General features: G+C 42.8%; 23 protein-coding genes. 17 read left to right on the top strand and 6 right to left on the bottom strand.

Going from position 1 to position 25712, the window contains the following annotated elements; translation table 11 throughout:
- Positions 1-96: 96 nt before the first annotated feature.
- The 4 genes from FTU12_RS14250 to FTU12_RS14235 all read right to left on the bottom strand — a co-directional run bounded on the left by FTU12_RS14250 (position 97) and on the right by FTU12_RS14235 (position 3027).
- Positions 97-747 carry a 3-oxoacid CoA-transferase subunit B gene (locus FTU12_RS14250; protein ID WP_180009434.1) on the bottom strand — a complete coding sequence of 217 codons (651 nt, stop codon included), beginning with the start codon at positions 745-747 and terminating at the stop codon, positions 97-99.
- A 19-nt stretch (positions 748-766) separates the two neighbouring features.
- Entirely contained in the window at positions 767-1453 is a 687-nt protein-coding gene (locus FTU12_RS14245) for a 3-oxoacid CoA-transferase subunit A (protein WP_078193765.1), read from the bottom strand.
- 153 nt (positions 1454-1606) lie between these two features.
- The gene (catC, locus tag FTU12_RS14240) at positions 1607-1897 is read right to left on the bottom strand and encodes a muconolactone Delta-isomerase (RefSeq protein WP_180009435.1); all 291 of its coding nucleotides are present in this window, start codon (positions 1895-1897) and stop codon (positions 1607-1609) included.
- Positions 1898-1917: 20 nt separating this feature from the next.
- Positions 1918-3027 (bottom strand): muconate/chloromuconate family cycloisomerase, encoded by a 1110-nt coding sequence (locus tag FTU12_RS14235; RefSeq protein ID WP_180064068.1) that lies wholly within the window; start codon positions 3025-3027, stop codon positions 1918-1920.
- Between the two features lie 103 nt (positions 3028-3130).
- Here FTU12_RS14235 and catM point away from each other — a divergent pair, with 103 nt between their 5' ends.
- A complete protein-coding gene (gene catM / locus FTU12_RS14230) occupies positions 3131-4054 on the top strand; it encodes a cis,cis-muconate-binding transcription regulator CatM (RefSeq protein ID WP_180023667.1) in 924 nt (307 codons plus the stop codon).
- A gap of 76 nt (positions 4055-4130) precedes the next feature.
- On the opposite strand, the gene FTU12_RS14225 is transcribed toward catM, so the two are convergent.
- Complete coding sequence (locus tag FTU12_RS14225) at positions 4131-5126, bottom strand: ABC transporter substrate-binding protein (RefSeq protein WP_180114696.1); 996 nt, start codon at positions 5124-5126, stop codon at positions 4131-4133.
- A 3-nt stretch (positions 5127-5129) separates the two neighbouring features.
- Complete coding sequence (locus FTU12_RS14220; protein WP_078190882.1) at positions 5130-5717, bottom strand: ANTAR domain-containing response regulator; 588 nt, start codon at positions 5715-5717, stop codon at positions 5130-5132.
- Between the two features lie 446 nt (positions 5718-6163).
- Between FTU12_RS14220 and FTU12_RS14215 the strand changes: the two genes are divergently transcribed.
- The 16 genes from FTU12_RS14215 to FTU12_RS14140 all read left to right on the top strand — a co-directional run bounded on the left by FTU12_RS14215 (position 6164) and on the right by FTU12_RS14140 (position 25709).
- Positions 6164-7513 carry an MFS transporter gene (locus tag FTU12_RS14215; RefSeq protein WP_180054753.1) on the top strand — a complete coding sequence of 450 codons (1350 nt, stop codon included), beginning with the start codon at positions 6164-6166 and terminating at the stop codon, positions 7511-7513.
- A gap of 66 nt (positions 7514-7579) precedes the next feature.
- The gene (gene nirB / locus FTU12_RS14210; protein WP_218955960.1) at positions 7580-10126 is read left to right on the top strand and encodes a nitrite reductase large subunit NirB; all 2547 of its coding nucleotides are present in this window, start codon (positions 7580-7582) and stop codon (positions 10124-10126) included.
- Positions 10127-10239: 113 nt separating this feature from the next.
- Complete coding sequence (gene nirD / locus FTU12_RS14205; protein WP_180114694.1) at positions 10240-11850, top strand: nitrite reductase small subunit NirD; 1611 nt, start codon at positions 10240-10242, stop codon at positions 11848-11850.
- Positions 11851-12141: 291 nt separating this feature from the next.
- Positions 12142-14934, top strand: coding sequence for a nitrate reductase (locus FTU12_RS14200; protein WP_180114692.1), 2793 nt, complete (start codon positions 12142-12144; stop codon positions 14932-14934).
- Positions 14934-15557 carry a molybdenum cofactor guanylyltransferase gene (locus tag FTU12_RS14195; RefSeq protein ID WP_373423882.1) on the top strand — a complete coding sequence of 208 codons (624 nt, stop codon included), beginning with the start codon at positions 14934-14936 and terminating at the stop codon, positions 15555-15557. Before FTU12_RS14200 ends, FTU12_RS14195 begins: the two co-directional genes overlap by 1 nt.
- 357 nt (positions 15558-15914) lie before the next feature.
- Positions 15915-16952 (top strand): GTP 3',8-cyclase MoaA, encoded by a 1038-nt coding sequence (gene moaA / locus FTU12_RS14190; RefSeq protein ID WP_180114691.1) that lies wholly within the window; start codon positions 15915-15917, stop codon positions 16950-16952.
- A 2-nt stretch (positions 16953-16954) separates the two neighbouring features.
- Positions 16955-17206, top strand: a complete 252-nt coding sequence (locus FTU12_RS14185; protein ID WP_180114689.1) for a MoaD/ThiS family protein — start codon at positions 16955-16957, stop codon at positions 17204-17206.
- A 2-nt stretch (positions 17207-17208) separates the two neighbouring features.
- Positions 17209-17775: a molybdenum cofactor biosynthesis protein MoaE gene (locus FTU12_RS14180; RefSeq protein WP_257227324.1), complete on the top strand. Its 567-nt coding sequence runs from the start codon at positions 17209-17211 to the stop codon at positions 17773-17775.
- Between the two features lie 51 nt (positions 17776-17826).
- Positions 17827-18750, top strand: coding sequence for a bifunctional molybdenum cofactor biosynthesis protein MoaC/MoaB (moaCB, locus tag FTU12_RS14175; RefSeq protein ID WP_180114687.1), 924 nt, complete (start codon positions 17827-17829; stop codon positions 18748-18750).
- Positions 18747-19997, top strand: coding sequence for a molybdopterin molybdotransferase MoeA (locus tag FTU12_RS14170; protein WP_180114685.1), 1251 nt, complete (start codon positions 18747-18749; stop codon positions 19995-19997). The genes moaCB and FTU12_RS14170 overlap by 4 nt, the downstream gene beginning before the upstream one ends.
- Before the next feature lie 9 nt (positions 19998-20006).
- Entirely contained in the window at positions 20007-20768 is a 762-nt protein-coding gene (gene modA, locus FTU12_RS14165) for a molybdate ABC transporter substrate-binding protein (RefSeq protein ID WP_180114683.1), read from the top strand.
- Between the two features lie 3 nt (positions 20769-20771).
- Positions 20772-21470, top strand: a complete 699-nt coding sequence (gene modB / locus FTU12_RS14160) for a molybdate ABC transporter permease subunit (RefSeq protein WP_180114681.1) — start codon at positions 20772-20774, stop codon at positions 21468-21470.
- Positions 21457-22095, top strand: coding sequence for an ATP-binding cassette domain-containing protein (locus FTU12_RS14155; protein ID WP_180114679.1), 639 nt, complete (start codon positions 21457-21459; stop codon positions 22093-22095). The genes modB and FTU12_RS14155 overlap by 14 nt, the downstream gene beginning before the upstream one ends.
- Before the next feature lie 213 nt (positions 22096-22308).
- Positions 22309-23712 (top strand): amino acid permease, encoded by a 1404-nt coding sequence (locus tag FTU12_RS14150; protein ID WP_180114677.1) that lies wholly within the window; start codon positions 22309-22311, stop codon positions 23710-23712.
- A 195-nt stretch (positions 23713-23907) separates the two neighbouring features.
- Entirely contained in the window at positions 23908-24339 is a 432-nt protein-coding gene (locus tag FTU12_RS14145) for a cation efflux protein, CzcI-like (RefSeq protein WP_218948337.1), read from the top strand.
- 47 nt (positions 24340-24386) lie between these two features.
- Positions 24387-25709, top strand: coding sequence for a TolC family protein (locus FTU12_RS14140; protein WP_180114676.1), 1323 nt, complete (start codon positions 24387-24389; stop codon positions 25707-25709).
- Positions 25710-25712 lie beyond the last annotated feature (3 nt).

The raw sequence follows: 25712 nt of genomic DNA, 5'->3' as shown, positions 1-25712 counted from the left end.
CCTTTTTAAAGAGAGGTTGGGAGGGATTTACAGGAAGTTAATTTTTAAATTAATCCTCCCTAAATCCCTCCTTTAATCAAGGAGGGACTTTTTGCTTTATGCTGTCGTATCTATCAGCTTTGCACCGGTCATTGACTGTAATTCGTCAAAGCTCAAGCCCTCGACTTTTTCAATCACTTTCAAACCTTCAACCGTCACATCAATGACGCACAGATCTGTGTAAATACGATCGACACATTGCAGGCCTGTCGCAGGGTATGACAATTCAGCGACAATTTTCGGTTCACCTTTTTTGGTCACATGGTCTGTAGTAATAAAGACTTTTTTCGCCCCAACAGCCAAATCCATTGCGCCACCTACAGCAGGAATCGCATCAGGCGCGCCAGTATGCCAATTTGCTAAGTCACCATTTTGGGCAATCTGAAAAGCGCCTAGTACTGCAATATCTAAATGACCGCCACGCATCATGGCAAAAGAGTCTCCATGGTGAAAAAAGCAGCCACCCGTCTGCATAGTGACAAACTCTTTTCCTGCATTAATTAATTCAGGGTCTTCTTCGCCTTTAGCCGGAGGAGGACCAAAAGCCAAAAGGCCATTTTCTGAATGTAGAAAAACATCTTTGTCCGTTGGTAAATAATTTGAAATTTTGGTGGGTAAGCCAATGCCTAAATTGACATAAGCGCCATCTGGAATATCTTGTGCAACACGTTCTGCAATTTGATCACGGGTTAATTTGGTATAGCTCATGGTTCTTTCCTCACGTGATTTATGCAGATTGCTCAAGCTGTGCAGGTTGAACAGCCACAACATGTTGTACAAAAATGCCAGGGGTAATAATGTGCTCTGGGTCCAATGCACCAAGTTCAACAACTTCAGAAACTTGTGCAATTGTCACATCTGCCGCCATGGCCATAATGGGGCCAAAGTTACGCGCTGATTTGTTGTAAACCAAGTTCCCCCAGCGGTCGCCCTGATGTGCTTTGATTAAAGCAAAATCGGCCTTAATTGGATTTTCGAGAACAAAATCTTTACCTTCATAATTGAGGGTAGGTTTGCCTTCTGCCAACAATGTACCGAAACCTGTTGGTGTATAAATTGGACCCAGACCCATACCTGCCGCTTGAATACGGCAAGCCAAGTTACCTTGTGGTACAAGCTCAAGTTCTATCTTTCCTGCACGGTATAATTCATCGAACACCCAAGAGTCCGATTGGCGAGGGAAAGAACAGATCATTTTACGGACAGCACCAGCTTTGAGTAATTTAGCCAGTCCATAGTCACCATTACCTGCATTGTTATTGACGATGATTAGGTCTTTGATCCCAAGTTCTATCAGTCCATCAATCAGTTCAGCAGGCTGACCAGCCGTACCGAAGCCGCCGATCATAATGGTTGATCCATCCTTAATTTGAGACAGTGCTTCTGTTAAGGAAGCGGTACTTTTATCAATCATGCTACGATCCTTCATCAAGAACGATAAAACTATTTACCTGACTAACCACTTCAGCTATACAAGGCAGATAATCTTTTATTTCAAATGTTTACTAACTTAAAAAGCAGATAAATGGATTTCAATCATGTGTTACACAATTGGAATCCAATCACATCAGCTGTCATCACTACGAATAGAAGAGGGATGACGATTTAAAGCCATGACTTCAATATTCATATACGGGTAAAGGGGCAATCCTTGTAAAATGTTGTGTAGCTCTTCATTGCTTTCAACATCAAAAATACTGATATTTGAATATTGACCAGTAATGCGCCAGATATGACGCCATTTGCCTTGACGTTGTAGATCTTGTGAATAAGCCTTTTCTACAGCTTTAATTTCATTGGCTTTTTCGACTGGCATATCTAATGGAATATTGACATCCATGCGTACTTGGAAAAGCATTTCTCACTCCTAGCTAAATGTTATTTGCGACGTAAGTCATCAATTTTGTTTTCATCAATTTCAATCCCTAAACCCGCTGTGGTCGGAATCTTGAGTTCGAAATCTTGATATTGAAGTGGGGTTTTTAAAATTTCTTCAGTTAGCAGCAATGGACCAAAAAGCTCTGTGCCATAAGCTAAATTGTCAAATGTAGAAAATGCATGTGCCGATGCAATAGTGCCCACAGGGCCTTCAAGCATGGTTCCACCATATAAATCGATACCCGCAAGTTTGGCGATTTTAGAAACCTCACAGCCTTCGATTAAACCGCCAGACTGTGCAACTTTGACTGCAAAAACAGAGGCAGAATTCTGCCGCGCAAGTTGATATGCCGTTTGCGGCCCCATCAGTGATTCATCTGCCATAATGGCAATATCAAAACGACGAGTTAAACGGCGCATCGCGTCAATGTTATCGATCGCACAAGGCTGCTCAATCAGATCAACACCACCATCTTGTAACAATTGAATGCCTTTAATGGCATCTAGTTCAGACCATGCACGGTTGACATCCACACGAATAGAAATGTCCGAACCTAACGCTTTTTTTATGGCTAATACATGCTCAACGTCAGCTTCAACGGGGCGTGAACCGATTTTAAGTTTGAAAATATTATGTCGTTTTGCCGCAATCATTTTTTGTGCTTCGGCAATGTCTTTTTCTGTATTGCCAGACGCAAGTACCCAAAGAACAGGTAAGCTGTCACGTAAGCGCCCGCCCAATACTTCGCTTAAAGGCAGATTTAAACGCTGCGCCAAAATATCGAGTAGCGCCGTTTGAATGGCACATTTAGCAAAGCGATTGCCGTTAATATTACATTTAATGGCTTGCATGGTTTGAGCAACATTCAAACCAGTGAGGGTTTTCAGTAAAGGACTAAAATAAGTTTCAATATTGGTACGAATGCTTTCAGGGCTTTCTTCACCATAGCCTAGACCGCCAATCGTCGTCGCTTCACCCCAACCAATATAACCATCTTCGGTGGTGATTTTAATCAAAACAAGGGTTTGCGTTTGCATGGTTGCAACAGCCATCTTGTGCGGACGGATTGTTGGGATTTCCACGAGCAGGGTTTCAATCGACTTATACATCTTGCGTATTTCTTATCTATCCAACTATTTATATACCCTAATTTAATGTAATATCTTTAACTAGAGCGATTTTGGTATTTTTAGATACTTAAAAGGTATATAAATGGAATTAAGGCACTTACGTTACTTTGTCACCGTGGTTGAAGAGCAAAGTATTACCAAGGCAGCAGAAAAATTATGTATTGCTCAGCCGCCTTTGAGCCGCCAAATTCAAAAGCTTGAAGAAGAACTGGGCATTACCTTGTTTGAGCGTGGTTCTAGACCCGTGAAAACCACAGAAGCTGGTATGTTCTTTTATGAGCATGCTGTGCAGATATTGACGCATACCGCCCAGGCCACAACCATGGCACAGCGAATTAATGCCGTTGATAAAACTGTCCGCATTGGTTATGTCAGTTCGCTTTTATACGCATTATTGCCGCAAATTATTTATCTATTTCGACAACGCAACCCAGATATTCATGTTGAACTAATAGAATGTGGCACACGCGACCAGATTGAAGCCTTAAAAACCGGTCGAATTGATATTGGTTTTGGACGACTTCGATTAACCGATCCGTCCATTAAACGTGTTTTATTAAGAAAAGAAGCGCTACGTTTAGCTATTCATAAAAACCATCATTTGGCTGAATTTAAAGACAAAGGCATTTATCTTTCTCAAATTTTAGATGAACCAATTTTTGCCTATCCAACAACACCGAAACCGAATTTTTCCACTCTCATTCAATCGATATTTACCGAATTAGGACTTGTACCTAAACATTTAACCGAAGTGCGTGAAATTCATATGGCTTTGGGCTTGGTGGCGTCAGGAGAGGGCATTTCCCTGATTCCTGAAAGTGCCAGTGATATTGGCATGAAAAATTTGATGTACATCCCAATCTTAGATTTGGAAGCCTATAGTCCAATCTCTTTGTCGGTGCGCAATATGGATCATAGCAATTACATTCCAAAGATACTGGATTGTATTCGTGAAGTCTTTGTTGAAGAAAATATCGATTTACGCGCCATCGATGCAGATGCATAACTAATCAAGGTTTCATGGTCGATGTAACACAAGATCCACTATTCAAATGATAGGGTCTTATGAAATATCAATCACTTCAGCCCAAAGCATCCTGATAAATACAAGACTGAGCTATTTCAAAAACCTTTTCATCTTCAATATTTAATTGATCGTATTGCTGCATTTTTTGAATCATCCATTCAAAGTCTGAAGTTTGTGGCGCTTGGCTCTTGCCAAAATTTTGAATGATGCTTTTGATCCGATGAAAAGCCTCGACGTGAATCTGCTCAGAACAATCAAACCGGATGATGTGATATTGCTTTAACAAAGAAAATATTTCAGAAAAATGCGTTTGTTGAAGTAGATCGTTTTGGGCTTTTTGAATGGCAAGATGGATTGCCTTTAAGGTATTGGGATGTTTTTCTGCCCAATCATGGGTAAAAGCCAAAACCTTATCTGGTATAGGCTCAATAATATCTTGGCTATTGACGATAATACGACTATAGCCTTGTATTTCAGCTTGCGTATTCCACGGCTCTCCGACACAAAATCCATCAATTCGTTGCGTTGATATTGCTTCCACCATATAAGGCGGTGGTAGAGTTGAAAAGGTCTGAGTTTGAGCAATTTCTGTGTCTGCAAGTGCCAGCCATTCTCTTAAAATATAATGATGAATCGAATGCTGAAAAACATGTGCCAACTGAATCGTTTGATTCTGTTTTATCGCAGATACGATTTTCTCTGCTGAATTTTTTGGAAGATCCAAAGCATGGATATTTAATTTATAGCACAGCTTTTGACTTAAACTAATATAAGCACAATTAGTACTGAGCGTCATTGATGTTTGCAAAGGGATGCCGAGATGATCTTTGCCCGTCACAGATGCAGGCAGCATGGCCGATAAACAGTGTGCTGCATCTAAAAAACCAAAAGCTAGACGATCGCGTAAACTTGCCCAAGATGGTTCTTGAGTCAGTGTCACATTCAAGCCTTGTTCCGCAAAATAGCCTTGATGTTCTGCCCAGAGCAAAGCAACACAGTCAAGTAAAGGAATATAGCCCAATTGAATATCAGTTTTTTCAAGCTTTTGCATGGTTTATTCCTTAAATTGAGACTGTAACAGCGCTTGCGCATCAAGCAGTCGGCGCGCCATTTCACCCATCGTCATACGGTGACTCATGGCATTTTTTCTCAGCAAATTAAATGCTTGATCTTCGGTTAAACCATGCATTTGTATTAAAAGCACTTTGGCTTTTTCAATATCTTTTCGATCGGCCAGTTTGCACTTGGTTTCAGCCAAATCATTCAGCAGTTTTTTATGCTTTTTATATTGTTCAATCGAAATTTCTAAAATGCTATTCAAACGTGCAGGGTCAATACCATCGACAATATATGCCGTGACACCCGCATCAATCGCGCTTCGGATGATTTCAAGACTCGAATTTTTAGTGAACAGAACAGTCGGTAAGTCAAATTGGCTGACACAGCTTTCAATGACATCGCGATGTGGATGATCCATATCCAATAAAATCACATCTGCCTGAATATTTTGCAGATATGACATATTTAAATGATCAATCATGAAACTGGCGACCACATCAAAGTCATGTTGAATTAATGAGGCTTGAATAAATTCAGCACGTTCTTGATCATCATCAATTAGGGCTATTTTTAGTTTTGGCATGCAAACGCTCAGACAGAGCCAAACAAATACGTATTGAGTTTTCTAAGCAATTTAAATGCCAAATTTTAAGACAATACAAAATATAAATCTGCTTCTAAATTTTAGCTTGGTTATATGCACATTTTAAAATTGAACCATTTCCGTGCACTGATCTTGTGCAGGGCTGAACCACGTTTGAACATTCAGCCGCATCTCTATAGGCATATTGACTATCTATTTACCTTAATTCGCTTATTTTCGGATAGATCGGCGCTCAATGCTTAAATATAGAGATGAAATTTACGATTGAAATAAAAACTTGGCACGTATCGTGCTTAATACTTATTGAGTCAAAGAAGACTCTAAAAATTTGTTAGACGGCCAACGACGTCCGTTCTGATCGACTCTGTTATGTGTTAGCGACATAACCGAGTAATTCATGCGTTCAGTTCAGTCAGGAGAAGGTTATGTCTTCAAATTTAAATGCCAAAAAAGCCACAAAAATAAGTCTATTTAATTTTTCTTCAGCAGCAATGCGGGCCTTCCACATGAGTTGGCTCGCATTCTTTGTTTGCTTCTTTGCATGGTTTGCCTGTGCACCGTTGATGCCAGTGATTGCTGGCGAATTTCACCTCACGAAAGATCAAATTGCCAATATTAATATTGCCGCTGTTGCGATCACGATTTTAGTCCGTCTGATCGTTGGTCCTTTATGTGATAAATATGGCCCGCGTAAAACCTATACAGCTTTATTAATCATCGGCAGTATTCCAGTCTTTGGTGTCGCTTCTGCGAGCAGCTATGAATCCTTTCTTTTCTTCCGCTTGCTGATCGGCGCGATTGGCGCAAGCTTCGTCATCACTCAATACCATACAAGCATTATGTTTGCGCCTAATGTGGTGGGTACAGCCAATGCTGCAACAGCAGGCTGGGGCAATGCAGGCGGCGGTGCAACTCAAGCCCTTATGCCTTTACTGCTTGGCGCACTCGTTATGTTTGGTGTAGAGCAAGCGATGGGCTGGCGTATTGCGCTGATTGTACCCGGTGTGATGATGCTGATTGTTGGTGCGCTTTACTGGAAGTTCACACAAGACTGTCCGCAAGGCAACTTTAAAGAACTTCGCGAACAAGGCATCAGTGTTGGCAGTGACAAAAAGGGCGGCTTGGCAATTCTAATGCATGCAGCACGCAATTACCGTGTATGGATTCTATTTGGCGCTTACGCAGCTTGTTTCGGTATTGAAATCTTTATTCACAACATTGTAGCAATGTACTACGTCGACCATTTCAGCTTTGGATTAAAAGAGGCTGGTATGGCAGCAGGTATCTTTGGTTTGCTTGCATTGTTTGCTCGTGCGCTTGGCGGCATTGTTTCGGACAAAGTAGCGACTAAAAAAGGCTTAGATGGCCGTACCAAAGTTCTGTTTGCGATGATTTTGCTAGAAGGTCTGTTTTTAATTCTGTTCTCGCAAATGAGCACGCCAATCTTCGCCATTCTTGCCATGACAGTCTTTGCACTCTTCACCCATATGGCTTGCGGTGCTACCTATGCGCTGGTGCCATTCATTGACCGTGATGCTTTAGGCGGTGTTGCAGGCATTATCGGTGCAGGCGGTAACGTAGGTGCAGTGGCTGCAGGCTTCTTGCTTAAAGGCATGCTGGATATTCAAACCACGCTTATGGTGTTGGGCGGTTTGGTGGTGATTGCAGCAAGCTGTGTACTGATGATCCGCTTCTCTGTAGAGCATAAAGAAAAAGAACAGCGCCTATTTGAACAAGCTGTAAATGAACGAAATTTAGCTGAAGCTCAAAACTAATACTGAAAAGTTGCCTCTAAACATCGCGATTTAGGGGCAAATAAAAAAATCTTGCGGAGAAAGAATATGAAAATCATCATGATTGGACATGGCATGGTTGGCCATAAATTTATCGAATCTGTACTGGAACACGCAGATGATGATGTTGAATTAACCATTTTGGCTGAAGAGCCGCGTTTAGCTTATGACCGTGTGCATTTAACTGAATATTTCAGCGGTAAATCTGCTAAAGATTTAACCCTGTGCCGCAGCGACTTTGCTGATGCATACGGTATAGATTTACGCCTGAGCACCAAAGCGGTTGAAATTGATCAGCGCAATAAAACGGTCACAACCAATCACGGTGATATTCTTTCTTTTGACAAGCTGGTGCTCGCAACAGGTTCATATGCATTTGTGCCGCCAATTCCAGGCAATGAGCGTGAAAACTGTTTTGTGTACCGTACCATTGAAGACTTGGATGCCATCCGTGCCGCAAGCTTGAATGCTAAAACAGGTGTGGTGATCGGCGGCGGTTTATTGGGTCTGGAAGCAGCAAAAGCGCTGCGTGATTTAAACTTAGAAACCCATGTTGTTGAATTTGCACCACGCTTAATGGCAGTTCAGATTGATGATCTAGGCGGTAAAGTTTTACGCTCAAAAATTGAAAATCTAGGTGTTAAAGTCCATACGCAAAAAGCAACATCTTGCATTGAAGACGGTGCAAATACGAAGCATGTAATGAAGTTTGGTGATGGTTCTGAACTGGAAACCGACATCATCTTATTCTCTGCAGGTATCCGCCCACGCGATGAATTAGCGCGCCAAAGCGGTTTAGCCATTGGTGAGCGTGGCGGAATTGCGATTAATGACTATTGCCAAACTTCAAACCCTGACATTTATGCCATTGGTGAATGTGCGCTTTGGCAAAATAAAATTTATGGCCTGGTTGCGCCGGGCTATGACATGGCGCGTATTGCAGCAAAGCATGTGATGGAACAAAACTGCACGCTTTTCGCTGGTGCAGATATGAGCACCAAGCTGAAACTGATGGGAGTTGATGTTGCATCTGTAGGCGATGCGCATGCAATGACACCAAATTCTTTAAGCTATTTCTATGCAGATGAAGCAGCTCAGGTTTATAAAAAAATTGTCGTGAATGCAGAGAAAACTAAGCTGCTAGGTGCAGTATTGGTGGGCTGTGCTAAAGAATACAATGACCTGCTGCAAATGATGCTGAATGGCTTAGACGTTCCTGAAAGCCCAGAAAGCCTAATCATGCCTGGCTATGCACAATCTGCAGGTAAATCGGGCGGAAGCGGTGTCGATCTGCTGCCAGACAGCGCAACGATTTGTTCATGTAACAACGTCTCTAAAGCAGATATTTGTTCAGCCATTGCTGACGGATCGACTTCTTTAGGCGCATTGAAAAAATGTACTAAAGCTGCAACAGCTTGCGGCGGCTGTGCGCCATTAGTCACTCAAGTACTTAAATCGGAGCTTCAGCGTCAAGGTGTAACTGTAAATAACCATTTATGTGAACACTTTGCTTATTCACGCCAAGAGCTCTATCACTTGGTACGTGTGAACGAAATCAAAACCTTTGATGACCTGATTCAACAGCATGGCCATGGTTTAGGCTGTGATATCTGTAAACCGACAGTTGCCAATATTTTAGCGTCTTGCTGGAATGATTTTGTACTTAAACCAAGCCATGCAGGCTTGCAAGACAGTAATGACTACTACCTAGGCAACATACAAAAAGACGGCTCTTATTCAGTCGTGCCACGTATGGCAGGCGGTGAAGTTACTCCGGATGGATTAATTGCCGTAGGTCAAATTGCGAAAGAATATGGTCTATATACCAAACTGACAGGTGGTCAGCGTGTCGATATGTTTGGTGCACAAGTGCATCAGTTGCCTGAAATTTGGGAAAAATTGATTGCTGCAGGTTTTGAGTCTGGTCATGCATACGGTAAATCATTGCGTACAGTGAAATCATGTGTCGGCAGTACTTGGTGCCGCTATGGCGTAGACGACTCTGTGGGTTTGGCGATTTTCCTAGAAAACCGCTACAAAGGCCTGCGTTCACCGCATAAATTGAAAATGGCAGTATCAGGCTGTACCCGTGAATGTGCTGAAGCGCAAAGTAAAGATGTTGGCGTGATTGCGACTGAAAAAGGCTGGAACCTTTATGTATGCGGCAACGGCGGCATGAAGCCGCGTCACGCAGAGCTTTTGGCATCAGACTTAGATACGCAAACATTGATCAAATACATTGACCGTTTCTTTATGTTCTACATTCAAACAGCAGACCGTTTGCAGCGTACTTCTGTATGGCGCGACAACATGGAAGGCGGTTTAGATTACCTGAAAGATGTCGTTGTGAATGATTCGCTTGGCGTAGCGGCTGAACTTGAACGCCGTATGAGCCATGTTGTGGGTACATATCAAGATGAATGGCGTACTGCTGTAGAAGATCCTGAAGTACGTAAACGCTTTGTGACTTTCGTGAATGCAAAAGCAGAACAGCAAAATGATCCGCATATTCAGTTTGCATCCGTTCGCGGTCAAATCAGACCCAAAACAGAAGCTGAACGCGATACGACACGCATTCCAGTGGTTGAAGCTTAAGAGAATAACGAATTTAAAACTTCTTTTATTTGATTTACATCCTTATTCGGTTTCTCGCTAAGGCGAAAATGAAAAGATAGTGATCTAAAAGAAGTTTAAAAAGGATCAAGAATATGACAATTTTAAAAGAAATAAATGATTTAGACTGGTTTGATGTTTGTGCATTAGATGATATTACGCCAAATACAGGTGTGGGCGCACTGATTGAAAATCAGCAAATTGCGATATTCCGTGTCGGTGAAGAAAAGCGGGTTTATGCGCTGAGCAATCAGGACCCATTTAGCCAAGCCTATGTTATGTCCCGCGGTATTATTGGTGACTTGCAGGGTGAGCGTGTTGTGGCATCACCCATTTATAAACAGCATTTCAGCCTTGCTACTGGACGCTGCTTAGAAGATAAAGACCAAAAACTCTTGGTTTTTCCAAGCAAAATTGAAAATGGCCGTGTGCTGATTAGTCCAACTGCTCAAAAAACCTATATTACCAATAACGCGCCATCGTCTGAGTTGATGAAACTGGTTTTGGTCGGCAATGGCTTAGCAGGTATGCGTTGCTTAGAAGATCTGCTGGATATGGCGCCAGAGCGTTATGAAATTACGGTCATTGGTGAAGAACCTTGGGGTAATTACAACCGAATTATGCTTTCACCTGTGCTTTCAGGTGATAAAACCATTGAAGATATCATGCTGCATTCACATGCTTGGTATAAAGACAAAAATATCCGTTTTGTAGCAAGTGATGCGGCGGTACGCATAGACCGTCCGCGCAAGCAGGTATACACAGAAAAAGGCTTGGTCATCGATTATGACCGTCTGATTTTAGCAACAGGTTCTAAGCCGTTTATTCCACCAATACCGGGAACTGACTTCAAAGGCGTTTTAAGCTTCCGTGATATTTATGATGTCAACAAAATGCTGGACTACTGCAAAACGAAGAAAAATGCAGTGGTGATTGGCGGCGGTTTATTAGGGCTAGAAGCAGCTTATGGCCTGAAACAGCGTGGCATGAATGTTACTGTACTGCATTTGATGGACCGTATTATGGACCGTCAGCTGGATGAAAAAGCCAGCCTGATGCTGAAATCAGCGATTGAGCAAAAAGGCATTCGTATTTTGACTGCAGCGAATACCCAAGAGTTGATGGGTGAAGATGGTCATGTGACACAATTACGTTTGCAGGATGGCACGGTATTAGCTGCAGATCTTGTGGTGTTTGCAGTCGGTATTCGCCCAAATATTGCATTGGCACAAAGTGCAGGACTGCGCTGCGGCCGCGGTGTGATGGTGAATGACACCATGCAAACCTTTGACCCGAGTATTTATGCGGTGGGTGAATGCATAGAACACCGCAGCCAAACTTTCGGTTTAGTTGAACCGCTTTGGGGACAGGCATTCATTTGTGCATCGCATCTGGCCGAACATGGCAGTTTAACCTTCAAAGCGCCCACGGTTCCGACGCAGTTAAAAGTCAGCGGCTGTGATGTATTTTCAGCTGGCAACTTTGAACCGCAGGATGATTTTGAAGACATTATTTTGAATGATGAAAAGCGTCAGATTTATAAACGCATTATTATTCAAAAAGATAGAGTGATTGGCGCTGTGCTGTTTGGCGATACTGAAGACGGTGCATGGTATGCAGAATTGATTTCAGATCAAACTCCAATTTCAAGCATCCGAAACAAATTGCTGTTTGGTAAGGATTTTGCATTAAAGAAAGCAGGGTAACGGAATCGCCCTGATAAAAAAAGATACAAGATTTAAATCGTCATTGGATACGCGATAACGTCATCCGCTGTTGTTTAAGGCAGGATTGCAGATGAATAGTCATGTATTTGCAATACATCTGTTAGAAGCCGGTAGTGGACGAGTTCAGCGGATGACAATGGTTTTGCCTACTTTTCCCGAAAGAAAAGTAGGTCGAACCGAATGTTGACCTTTAAATATAAACGTAAATGAAAAGACACCGATTCGAGCGAGTTAAGTGTTTAAAAAAGTTTGGAAAAGGAGCCAGCAGAAGTGAATAGCATCCCGATCGTGGAACTGCATAGCTCCACAGAAAATAAAATTAAAACAACGCAAACCACTTGTCCATATTGCGGTGTCGGCTGCGGCGTGAGCGCAACAGTTGAACAGACAGCTTTAGGGCAAAAAGTGAGCGTGACTGGCGATGCGAACCATCCATCAAACTATGGCAAGCTGTGCATTAAAGGCAGTAACTTAGCCGATACGATTGGATTAGAAACACGTGTTTTACAGCCGATGCTTGGGCGTCAAACATCACCATTTCATACTCGTCAGGCTACAGATTGGAACACAGCAACAGCACTGATTGCCGAAAAATTTCAGCAATGTATAGATCTTTACGGACGTGAAAGCATCGCTTTTTATGTGTCGGGCCAACTGCTGACGGAGGATTACTATGCCGTTAACAAATTTGTCAAAGGCTATTTAGGTACTGCAAATATTGACACCAATTCACGGCTTTGCATGTCATCGGCTGTGGCGGCACATAAGCGTGCATTTGGTGAAGATCTTGTACCAGCAAGCTATGAAGACTTTGAACACACTGACATGGTTGTTTTGGTGGGTTCTAATACTGCTTGGTGCCATCCAGTGCTGTATCAGCGCATAATGAAAGCCAAAGAAGAACGTGATTTATTTGTTGTCGTGATAGATCCGCGTTTTACCAGTACATGTGAAGCTGCAGATTTGCATTTGCCGATTTTACCGGGGCAAGATGTCGCACTGTTCAATGGTTTGCTGCAGTATTTAGTACAAAATAATCATAGTGATGTAGATTTTATCGCCAAACATACTCAAGGTTTAGCGCAAGCGCTGGAGCAAAGTAAAACAGAAGCTTCTATGACAGCAGTTGCTGAGCGCACAGGTATTTCTTTAGAAAAATTACAGCTATTTTTTGAAAAATTTGCGCAAACTGACAAAGTTATGTCGCTATTTTCTATGGGTGTCAATCAGTCTTCACGTGGCGTGGATAAAGCCAATAGCATTATCAATTGTCATTTGCTGACTGGAAAAATTGGCAAATTAGGCGCGGCGCCGTTTTCAATGACAGGTCAGCCCAATGCAATGGGTGGGCGTGAAGTTGGCGGTTTAGCCAATATGCTGGCAGCGCACTTAGATGTTGATAACTCGGCGCATCAGGCATTAGTACAAGCGTTTTGGCAAAGTCCATTTATTGCCAATAAAGCGGGATTAAAAGCAGTTGATCTGTTTCAGGCTGTAGAAAGCGGGAAAATCAAAGCCATTTGGATTATGGCCACCAATCCTGTTGTGAGCTTGCCAGATGCAGATCAAGTCAAACGCGCCTTAGAGCAATGCGAATTTGTAGTGGTGTCAGATATCTGCAAGGACACTGACACAACGGTATATGCAGATGTGCTTTTACCAGCTTTAGGCTGGGGTGAAAAAGACGGAACCGTTACCAACTCTGAACGCCGTATTTCACGTCAAACTGCATTTTTAGATGCTCCGGGTGAAGCTAAAGCAGACTGGTGGTCTATTGCACAAGTTGCGAAAAAGATGGGGTATAGCGGTTTTGACTACAGCAGCAGCTATGACATATTTATTGAACATGCAAAATTATCTGCTTATCAAAATGCGCCTTTAGATCAACGCGATACAACAGAGTCTTTTCGCTACTTTAACTTGCAGGGTTTAAGTAAGTTATCTGCACAAGATTATGCTGAATTAAAGCCCGTGCAATGGCCAGTTTGGCAGTTAGATCAGAGCGCTGATGCAGTCAGCCGTTTGTTTGCAGCAGGCCAATTCAGCCATGCCGATGCCAAAGCTAAGTTTGTCGCAACAACCGCTATTGACCCTTTGAACAAGATTTGCGGCGAATATCCGCTGGTTTTAAATACTGGCCGTATCCGTGACCAATGGCACACCATGAGCCGTACGGGTTTATCTGCAAACTTGAGTACACATATCGCCGAACCATTTTGTGAAATACACCCGCAAGATGCACTGAAGTTTGGTGTTAAAGATGGTGAACTGGTTGAGGTGAAATCTAACTGGGGCTTATGTATTTTACGTGCACAGGTCAGCAGTCAAATTCGACGCGGTCAAATCTTTGCGCCAATTCATTGGAATGACCAAGTCGCATCAGATGCGCGTATAGGCAAAGTGGTGAATCCTGTGGTCGATGCACTATCTGGTGAGCCTGAATTTAAACATACACCTGTATTTGTACAGCCGTTTTATACACAGTGGCAAGGTGTACTGTATGTACGTGACGGCTTTGAGCAAATGGTGCAAAACACCATTCAAAACACGGTGTGGTGGACCAAAATTAAAACAGCGAAAGCGACACGTTTTGAGTTGGCAGATCGTAAAAAATTTAGAAACACGGTTCAGCAGCTGAAAACATTACTGCCATTTACCGATGAAAGCTTTGAATGGCTGAATTTGGAAGATCAAACTGCCGATTTGAGTCATACCGTGGTGCTGCAAGATGGGCATTTAATTGCCAGTCTATATATTGCGCAACGCTCTATGCTGCCAGACCGTGATTGGATTGCTGGCATGTTTAAGCGTGAACGACTAAGCGCACTGCACCGCAAAGCGCTGCTTGCAGGTCAGCCGATGAACATGACCAACAGTGCAGGTCCGCTGGTGTGCAGCTGCTTTAAAGTCGGTAAAAATACCATTATCGAAACCATTAAAGAAAAGAATATTACCCATGAAAAACAAGTTACTGCATGTTTAAAGGCCGGCGGCAATTGCGGTTCGTGCTTATCAGAAATTCGAGGCTTAATTAAAGCCTGTCAGACGGAGTACGCAGAATGATGAAGAAAATCACCAAATCAGTAGGCTATCCAGAAACAGACTTGGTTATTTTGGCGGGCGGTCAGGCCCGCAGAATGAACGGCATGAATAAAGTGCTGCAAAAATTTGATAATGAAATTCAGCTGATTAAGATCCATCAGCAGTTGAAATCACGGGCTGAAAATGTCTGGATCAACAGCCATCGCGATCATTCGATTTATAAACGGCTCATTCCCTCGATCCGCTTTTATCAAGATGATGAAGCCGGATTTTTAGGGCCATTGATGGGGATGAAAAGCGCGTGGTCACATGTTGAGTCTGATTATGTTTTGTTTGTCCCGTGCGATGTGACCTATATCCCGAAGAAAGTGCTTTCGAGATTGCATCAGGCCATGCAGCGGGATCCCTTGTGTGAAGTAGCTGTAGTGGAAATTAATGGCAAAGCGCTGTATCCATTTTGTTTGCTGAAACGAAGCAGTCTCACAATGCTGCAGGTGCATCTTGATCAAAAACAGCGCAGTTTGAAGGGGTGTTTTAGTAAAATGCACATGCAAGTTGCACGTTTTCAAAATAATGCACTCTTTTTTCACAGCATTAACTCTCTAGATGAGCTGCAGCAGCACCGTCAGCTGAATTTTCTCTAAAAGCTGTACCTTTTGCGGAGCTTTCATTTCAAATAATGAGCCTAATGTGCTGTTTTTGAACCCAGAGAGAAAATCTACAGCCAATATGAAGCTTTTGAGCATGATATCTAGCGATAAAACAGACTGCTTTTATACCTTAGATAATGGGCTTAACGGCAATTTATATTTTTAATTGCTATTAGTTACTTGTAAGTTATTGATTTTGTTTATCAAAAAAAACAAACCAAATCCTCTGAAATAAATATTCAAAAAAGCGCAAAGTTGGAACACTTATTGCAATTTTTACTGCAAGAAAAGAGGGCGCAAAATTTGTACTGATCTAAGACAGGGCAAATGACAGCACCATGGAAGATAAACATGAACAGCATGACACAATTACAGCCAGCGACCATTTTTAAGGATCAGTTTGGCCGTGAAAAACGCAAATTGCGCATTTCAGTGACAGACCGCTGTAATTTTAAATGTGTCTATTGTATGCCTGAACATCCTGAATGGATGAAAAAACATAATCTTCTTAGTTTTGAATCCCTTTACAATTTTTGTGAGTTTATGGTGCTGCGCGGGATTGATCAAATCCGGATCACCGGCGGTGAACCTCTTATGCGTCAAGGCGTTGTACATTTTATTGAACAGCTGCAGCAGCTCAGAAAGCTAGGCCTTAAACGTATTTCCATGACCACCAATGCGCATTATCTGAAGCAATATGCACAGGCCCTAAAACAAGCTGGCCTAGATGGCATAAATATCAGCTTGGACAGTTTGGATGAAGCGCAATTTTTCCAGCTGACACAAAAACAATTACAGCCTGTATTAGACGGGATTGAAGCTGCTCAGCAAGCGGGCTTTGAAATAAAAATCAATGCTGTGTTAATGAAAGGTCTAAATGAACAGCAAATCATTCCATTAACAAAATGGGCGCTGCAACAAGGTTTCGAACTGCGGTTTATCGAGTTTATGCCGCTGGATGGTGATCAAAACTGGTCTAAAGCTGCGGTCGTTACCGAACAAGACATACTGGATAAACTCAAGACTGTTTTTGACGTGCAAACATTGCACGGTCAAGGTGCGTCACCAGCCAGATCTTACTTAATCAACGGCTTGCCTATAGGTATTATTTCAACCATCAGCAATTCTTTTTGCGGCAGCTGCGACCGTCTAAGACTGAATGCGCAAGGCGAGTTTTTTAACTGCCTGTTTGCCCGAAAAGGTTTAAATCTCAGTCATGAAATTCAGCAGCTGAAAAGCAGTAAAACAACAGAGTTAATGCCGCTCGATGCAATGGCTTTGCAGCAAAAATTAGGCAGTTATATTTGGCAGAAGGAGCAAGGCTTTCATGCCATAACAGCTCAATCCAGTCCATCTAGAAAAATCAGCATGCATATGATTGGAGGCTAATGATGAGTCAGATCACCATCAAAATAGAATCTTTTGGCGCTATTGAACGCCTGCTGCCAGCGAATTTAAGTCTGACTTGCTTGGCACAGCAATCAATTGCAGAGGTTTTACAGCAAGTTACAGATCAATTTCCGGAGTCATTCAGCATGCTTGAACGCTGCGCCTGTGCCATTGGGGAAGATATTGTGCCAAGGCAAACCGCATTGATGCAGGACAGCACAGTTGTGCTGCTGTCACCTGTGGCGGGAGGCTGAATATGGAGCTTAAGCATATTTCACGCATACAAGATACGGTATTCAGCCAAGCTGATTTTGACAGTATTGAAGCATTTCCTGAATGTGGCGGTATAGGTGTATTTATTGGCACGGTGCGTAATCACCATGAAGGCAAAGCGGTAAAAGCTTTGAAATATACCGCTTATGCGCCTGTGGCGGAAAAAATGATCCGTCAAATTGAGCAGGAAATTCAAGCCAAATACGGCGTGTCGTATGTACGGGTTGTACACCGTATTGGCGCGCTACAGGTCGGTGATACTGCCATTATCGCCATGGCCTATGCGCCGCACCGCCGTGAGGCTTTTGCAGCCTGCGAAGAAGCGGTTGAACGGGTTAAGCATGAAGTACCGGTGTGGAAAGAAGAGTTTTATATGGACGGCAGCAGTCAATATGTAGAGGGCTGCTGTATTCGTAAGGATCATGTGCCCGAGGCGACAAGTCATGCAGCGCAGCATGCTCATATTCATGGAGAGTCATGTGAACATGCACATCAAAACACCCATCAGATCATGCATTTGAACGCCAATATTTACCAATGGCACCTATAAAAACCCAAATTTAATACTGCACATGCAAATGAATAAGATAAGGACAAAGCAATGAAAAATGTGGGCATGAAAGCGGAAAGTTACCGTACAGCCATTGCAACTGGAATACTGCATGCGCCGGCACATTGCATTGAACTGCTGCGTAACGGCAATACAGAAAAAGGCGATGCGCTGAAAACCGCGCGTATTGCAGGCATATTAGGCGCAAAACGTACAGATGAACTCATTCCGCTGTGTCATCCGCTGCCGATCTACCGTGCAGATGTGGAGTATGAATTATTTGAGGCGCATGTCGAAATCAGTGCAGTGGTTGAAACCATTGGCCCGACAGGTGTCGAAATGGAAGCTTTAACTGCGGTCAGTCTTGCCGGTTTAACGCTGTATGACATGCTGAAACCGCACTGTGAGCCTGAAGATTTATGCCTAGATCAAGTGAAACTGCAAAAGAAAAAAGGCGGAAAATCACATTTTACCCGTGTATTGAAAGAAAGCTTATCGGCATCGATTATTGTGCTTTCAGATACGGTTGCTGCCGGTAAAAAACCGGATACCGCTGGGCAAAATATCCTCGAAATTTTAGAAGAAGCGAATTTCAGCAACATCAGCTATCAAGTGATACCGGACAGTCCTGTACAGCTTTTGGCTCTTATTGAACAGCATAAGACGCTATATCCGCTGATATTGACCGTGGGCGGTACAGGTCTTGGCCCGAAAGATTTAACTGTAGAAACCATTCAGCCACTGTTAAAACGAGAAATTCCGGGGCTAATGGAAGCATCCCGCAGTTTTGGGCAGAAACGCACGCCTTATGCAGCCCTCAGCCGCGGTGTTGCTGGTTATATTGATGACAGTTTGGTGATTACACTGCCGGGCAGCAGACAAGGCGCAAAAGAATCACTGGTTGCCATTTTACCTGCCTTGGTGCATCTATTTGATGTGCAAAAAAATATTCCGCATGCAGGAGGCTATCAATGAACCAAGCCGTATTGCATACAGGCTGCGGTGCTGAGGCAGGACTGATTTCAGTGGACGAAGCGCTTACGCTGATTCAGACACATACGCAAAGTTTAGCGCATGAAACTTTGGCGCTTCAGCACGCTTTAGGCCGTTATTTGGCGGCAGATGTGCATTCACCAATTCAGCTGCCTTTATTTGCGCAAAGCGCAGTGGATGGCTATGCCATTTGCGCAGCGGGTGAAATTAAACCCGGCGCGCAATTTAAGCTGATTGGAGAAATCCGCGCAGGGCAAACGGCTGAAATAAGCTTAAAAGCAGGGCAAGCTGTCCGCATATTTACCGGCGCGCCGATACCTGAAGGCACGGCAACTGTAGCGCGGCAAGAAATTGTAAAGGCGGATAGACAGCAGATTGAACTGACTGCAGCCTTAAGCCCGCATGCAGATATTCGAGATGCAGGTGAGGAAATTTCATTTGGACAATGTTTAGCAGCGCGTGGTCAAAAGCTGACGGTTGGATCAATTGCAGCGCTCAGTATGGCTGGTATTTCTCATTGTGAGGTCTACGCTTACCCTAAAGTTGCGGTGGTCATTACAGGTGATGAAGTTGCGCAAAATATAGAAGATTACCGTGCTGGTAAAATATTTGATGCCAATGCGCCGCTGATTTTAGTATGGTTTCAGTCGCAGCACGTCCAAGTTGAAGTGATTCATATTGCAGATGAAAAACAGGCGGTTTTAGATTTATTCAACCGTTTAAAAGACAGCTTTGATTTAATTTTAACGACTGGCGGCGTATCTGTCGGTGATTATGATTTTGTTCGGCCGGCAGCCTTGGACATCGGTTTTCAGCAAATTTTCTGGAAAGTGAAACAAAAACCCGGCAAACCGATGCTGTTTGCACAATATCGACGTCCTGACAGCAGTTCCTGTTATTTACTCGGACTGCCGGGCAACCCCGCTGCAGTCTATGTCGGCATGCAAATTTATACAGATAGATTATTGAAAGCCCTACAAGGTCAAACACCTGCGCTGGACTGGTTCAGCGCAGTCATGACACATGACCTAAAAGCAGATGCACGTGAGCGGTTTTTAAGAATGTCGGCGCACTTTGATAAGCAAAGCAAGCTTCAACTAACCAGCCTGTCTAAACAGCAGTCGCATATGTTGAGCAATTTAATGCAAGCTAATTGCATTGTTCGGATTCCTGCAGGGCAGTCTGTGCAAGCAGGACAAATTCTTCAAGGCGTATTTATTCAGCATTAGGAGTTTGCTATGCGATTCAAATTTATTTTAGCACTAGGACTGAGCTTCATTGCTGGCGCATCTCAGGCGGAAACAGTCAAAATTTATGCTGCAGCCAGTTTAAGCAATGCTATCAGCGATATTGCAAAGCAATATCAGGCACAGAATCCAGACATCAAAATTGTACCGGTATTTGGCGCGTCATCTGCTTTAGCCAAACAGATTGAAGCCGGTGCGCCAAGTGATTTGTATTTTTCAGCAGATGTGGACTGGATGAATTATTTGGTGCAAAAACAGAAAATACCTGCAAAGCAAGTATTCAACATGCTAAGCAATGATTTGGTGCTGATTACGCCTAAAGCGGTGAATATGCAATTTAAAGCCGTGCCGCAGTTTAATTTTGCCAAGGCATTCAAAGGTCACTTATGTACAGGGCAAATGGAGTCTGTACCTGCTGGAAAATATGCCAAACAAAGCCTAACCAAGTTGGGCTGGCTATCAAGTTTGAATGGAAGGATTGTCGGGACAGATGATGTACGATCGGCTTTGGCTTTTGTCGAACGAGGTGAGTGCCAAGCGGGGATTGTTTATCGTACCGATGCGATGATCAGTTCTAAAGTTAAAATAGCCGGGATTTTTCCAAACCATACCCATCAACCCATCATTTACCCATTGGCTTTAACACAGCAAGGCGCAGCTAAACCTGAGGCCGTGAAGTTTTACCGTTATCTTAAAGACCATGCGCAAAGCAAAATGCTGTTTAAGAATTATGGCTTTGGTGTGAAGGGCTAAAGCATGCTAAGCCCTGAAGAGTGGAGCGCCTTGTATCTGTCGGCTAAGGTTGCCATTTGCGCCACTGTATTTTGCTTACCATTTGCTATAGGGCTGGCATGGGTTTTGGCGCGCTATGAGTTTCATTTAAAATTTTTGGTCGAAGCACTTTTACAAATGCCAATGGTGCTGCCGCCGGTGGTTCTAGGATATTTGCTATTGGTGCTGTTTGGTTCAAATGGCTGGATCGGCAAGATGCTAATTGAATGGGGAATTCAGCTGGTTTTTAATTGGAAAGGCGCCGTTTTAGCATCGATGATTGTGTCATTTCCGCTGATTGTGCAGCCGATCCGTTTGTCTTTTCAAATGATCAATCAACAGCTTGAGCAGGTTGCAGGCTCACTAGGCGCACATCCTTTACGGGTATTTGTCTCAATCAGCCTGCCGCTGGCTTTACCAGGGATTTTAATTGGCAGCATTTTAGGCTTTAGCCGAAGTCTAGGTGAGTTTGGCGCAACCATTACCTTTGTCGGCAATATTCCAGATGAAACCCGAACCATTCCTATCGCCATTTATTCGCTGATACAGCAGCCAAATGGTGAAGAGGCCGCAATGCGTTTAGTGATCCTTTCATTGCTGGCGGCTTTTGGCGCATTGATTGCCAATTATTATATTTTACAGCGCTATCAGCGAAAACTCGGAGCCGACCATGCTTCAGTGTGATTTTCAGTTTCAATACACCGATTTTAAGTTGCAGGCTCGGCTGCAGATGCAGGATCAGCTGCTGGGCATTATGGGGCCATCAGGTAGTGGGAAATCTACGCTGCTGAAAAATTTGGTTGGTTTGCTGCAGCCGCAGCAAGGTTATATATCGCTGAATCAGCGTGATGTGTTCGATACGGCGCAGAAGATTAACGTGCCGATGCATCAACGCAGTATTGCGCTGATTTTTCAAAAATCATGGCTTTTTCCGCATATGAATGTGCAGCAAAATCTGCAATATGCGGAGAACTTAGGCGCTCAGGAAAATGCGAAATTTAAATTTGAGCAAGTGACTAATCTGCTTGAGTTACAGCCACTGCTCAAACGGCGGGCACATGAACTATCTGGCGGAGAGGCGCAGCGTGTTTCCATAGGCCGGGCATTGCTGTCACAGCCTGATCTGCTGCTGTTAGATGAACCGCTGACAGGACTTGACCGCAGGCTGAAAGATCAAATATTGCCATTTTTAAACACGGTGAAAGAACAGTCGGCGCTGCCGATGATATATGTCACGCATCATAGTGATGAGTTAGATTATTTAAAAGCCCATATTTTGCATCTAGAAAATGGTCAAATAAGTTTTTAAATAAATATAAATTATATAAGTAATAACAGTAAATTAGATGAAAAAATGGCATTAAGCTGCATCTTAAAGTTTTGATTAGAACTATGAAAAACTCATTTTCTAGATTAAATTGTTACAAAACAAGGGAGAACACAGCGTTTTCCCTTTTTTATTCCTAATGATCTTGGAAATAATGATTTGTACGACTGAACGTGCAGACAGGGAATCTAATCGATGCATGATGATAGCTTAGCCACACATAATTCAACTGCAAAACTGGGTGCAGGGCTATCTAATCGGCATATCACGATGATCAGTATCGGTGGTGTAATTGGTGCTGGACTGTTTGTTGGATCATCTGCTGCGATTGCAAAAGCAGGGCCTGCCGCCGTTCTTGCTTATATAATTACTAGTATATTGGTTTTTTTAGTCATGCGAATGTTGGGGGAGATGGCAGTCGCTCAACCTGACACAGGCTCATTTTCAACCTATGCAAGAAAAGCCATAGGGCCATGGGCTGGCTTTACTATCGGATGGTTATATTGGTGGTTTTGGGTTTTAGTTATTCCTATTGAAGCAATTGCCGGTGCAGAAATTTTGCATGCATGGTTTCCATCAATATCCAGTGCTGTATTTGCAACATTCTTCATTGTGCTTCTCAGTTTAGCCAACTTTTTTAGTACTCGAAGTTTTGGTGAGTTTGAATTTTGGTTTTCTCTGATAAAAGTCTTGGCTATTGTGATTTTTATCGCCATTGGACTCACCGCAATATTTGGATTTTGGCCCTTAGCACCTGACGTGAGTGGTGTAGAAAATCTGTTCAAAAATGATGGATTTATGCCAAATGGCCTGGGTGGTGTACTTTCAGCAATATTGATTTCAGCATTTTCATTCTTTGGTGTAGAAATACTATCGATCGCTGCAGCAGAATCAAAAGATCCTGAACAAAAAATTAAACGTGCAACCAATTTAGTATTGTATCGGGTCATCTTATTTTTTGTGGTTTCAATTTTTATAACGGTTGCACTGGTAGATTGGCGTTCACCGCAATTACAACAATTAGGCACCTTCCAATATGTCTTGGTCAGTTTAAATGTTCCACAATCAAAATTGATTATTGATAGTGTAGTCTTTATTGCGGTTGCAAGTTGTATGAATGCTGCACTTTATAGTTCATCAAGGATGCTATTTTCATTGGGGACACGCAAAGAAGCACCTCAATGGGTCACATCCATTAATGCCTCTGGTGTACCTGCTATTGCTGTATTTGCATCGTCTGTAGTGGGCTTAATTTGCTGTGCAGTCAATTATTTATTTCCAGGCCAAGTATTTGGATTTTTACTGTCTACAACAGGTTCAATTGCCTTATTGGTTTATTTAGTGATTGCATTTTCACAGCTTAAATTGAGAACACAAATCGAAAAAAATGGGACTGAAGTTGCGTTTAAAATGTGGCTATTTCCATGGCTGACATGGGCAGTCATTTTGGTGATCTTAAGTGTGCTGATCTATATGTTTTTATCTCCAGCCTACAGTTATGAAACTTCATTATCTTTAGGTGTTACGACATTGGTGGTTCTCTGCGGCTTAGTTGTGACAAGAAAAGCTAATTTGAAGAATGATTCAGAACTAAATTAAAAAAGGTTTCGCCGATAAAAATCGTAATCATGAACCAATGGATTGTCTTTAGCATGTGCCGTGTCAGGGGATTAAAGCGAATGCCTTACGTTATATCTCTATGGCAATCCATTTTTAAGACAAATTCAAAGATTCACTTGACCTTCGACCGACTCCAAGCTTTATAATCGTTAAAATTTTCTTGATTGATGCAATATGCGTTCTGCGACATGGATAACAGTCTTAGTTGGATTGTTCATGTTCCAAAGCCTTTGGAACGTGGCAGCCGCTTTCTGTGTGCATGAAGAGCAAACTCAAGTTGTTCAAAGCTATCATTTTGGTCATCATCAAAATATCTTATGCGTTAGCAATGAAACCGATCCACAGCATTCGTTGCATCAAGCATCTGATGAATCTAGTAGCAAACCAGTCAAAAATATCGCTAACGATCTGCAACTTGGTGAAGATCATCAAGACCATTTGCCGTCTATGACGCATTTGATTGTACAAAATCAACAATCGATTCTTTTTATTGCACATCAGGCCTTTGAATATTCGCCAAAATTTGTTTGGAAGAATCTTTATCAAGCACCTGATCTCTTACTGCAAACACCTCCTCCTGTTTATGCCCCGCTAATGGCGGGGTAGCCTAAAACATTCCCGCCACTTTTTTTAATAAATGAGTGGGAAAAATCATGTCTTTATATTTTACGACGTTTATAGGTCTAGGCTTAGCTGTCGGTATTTCGACGGCCTTACAAAGTACTTTTGCGCAAAATGTTAGTAGTTTTGAATTGGCATTTGCCAAAGTACAAAATTACCAAGCACAAACAGATATTTGGCAACAACAACAGCAAATCTCTGATTTTAATGTGCGCCAAAGCAAGCTCTGGCAGAACCCAAGCCTATCGATTGAACAAAATGGTTTTGGTAACAATCAAGATCAAGAGCTCAGTATCGGAATTAGCCAGCCAATGGATGTATTCGGTCAGCGTAAAATCAATCAAGCACTCGCGAGTACCTCTGCACAGCAAATACAGTTGCAACAGCAAATTTGGAATGCGCAAAGTCAGTTGATTGTGAAGTTTGCATGGTCACAGCTAGCCATCGCTCAAAATGAGCAATCGATTTACGCTACACAGCTCAAACTCAGTAAATCTAATTTGGACAGCGCGCAAAAACGCTATCAGGCAGGCAGTATTGCTTTGGTGGATGTAGAGCGCGCTCAAATTGAAGCTTTGGAAATACAGCGTCTATACCAACAGGCGCTTTTAAAACAGCAAACTGTGGCGCGTCAGCTTTCTAATTTATGGGGTGAAACTACGTCGCAAATTGCGTTGAATAACAGCGTTACGCCTTGGCCTGAACAGAGCCAAAGTTTAGTTGAGCGTAATTTATCGGAAGGTTGGCTACAAAAATTGTATGCCTTGAATGTTCAGCAGGCAAATCAGCAAATTGAACATTTAAAAGTACAGGCACGTCCAAACCCAACCCTAAATATGGGCATGTCACGTACTAAGTCTTCAACTGACGCCAATGATACGGCCTTGGTGCTTGGTGTGGATATTCCGCTCAATATTTTTAACCGCCAGCAATATGCCATCCCAATGGCGCAAAAACAGCAAATTTTATTAAATCATCAGCAACAGCGTGAGTTAAAACAGCAAGTTTTGGATATTGCCAACAACGTTCACCAGCTTAAAGGTCTGCGTACGCAGTTTGATACCACAGGCAGTCAGATTGGCTTGGCTGAAAAGGTTCAAAACCGAACTTTGCAAGGTTTTCAGGCAGGTAAATTTGCCATTACAGATGTACAGCAAACCACAAAACAACTCCAAGACCTTCGACTTAGCCAAATGCAAATTTTGGCGCAGGCTTGGCAGAGCGCACTCAGTGCTGAAGCCTTAAGTATTGGCACTAGTTATGAAGAAATCAGCCGTTCAGATGCTTATAGTCAATTGAATAAAAAAGCCATTGAAGCATCCCACACTCTCATCAACAGCGCATCAGCACAATAAGGC

The organism is Acinetobacter sp. YH12063 (assembly GCF_013419715.1).
Taxonomy (GTDB): Bacteria; Pseudomonadota; Gammaproteobacteria; order Pseudomonadales; family Moraxellaceae; genus Acinetobacter; species Acinetobacter amyesii.
This window is presented reverse-complemented; position numbering and strand designations above follow the sequence as displayed.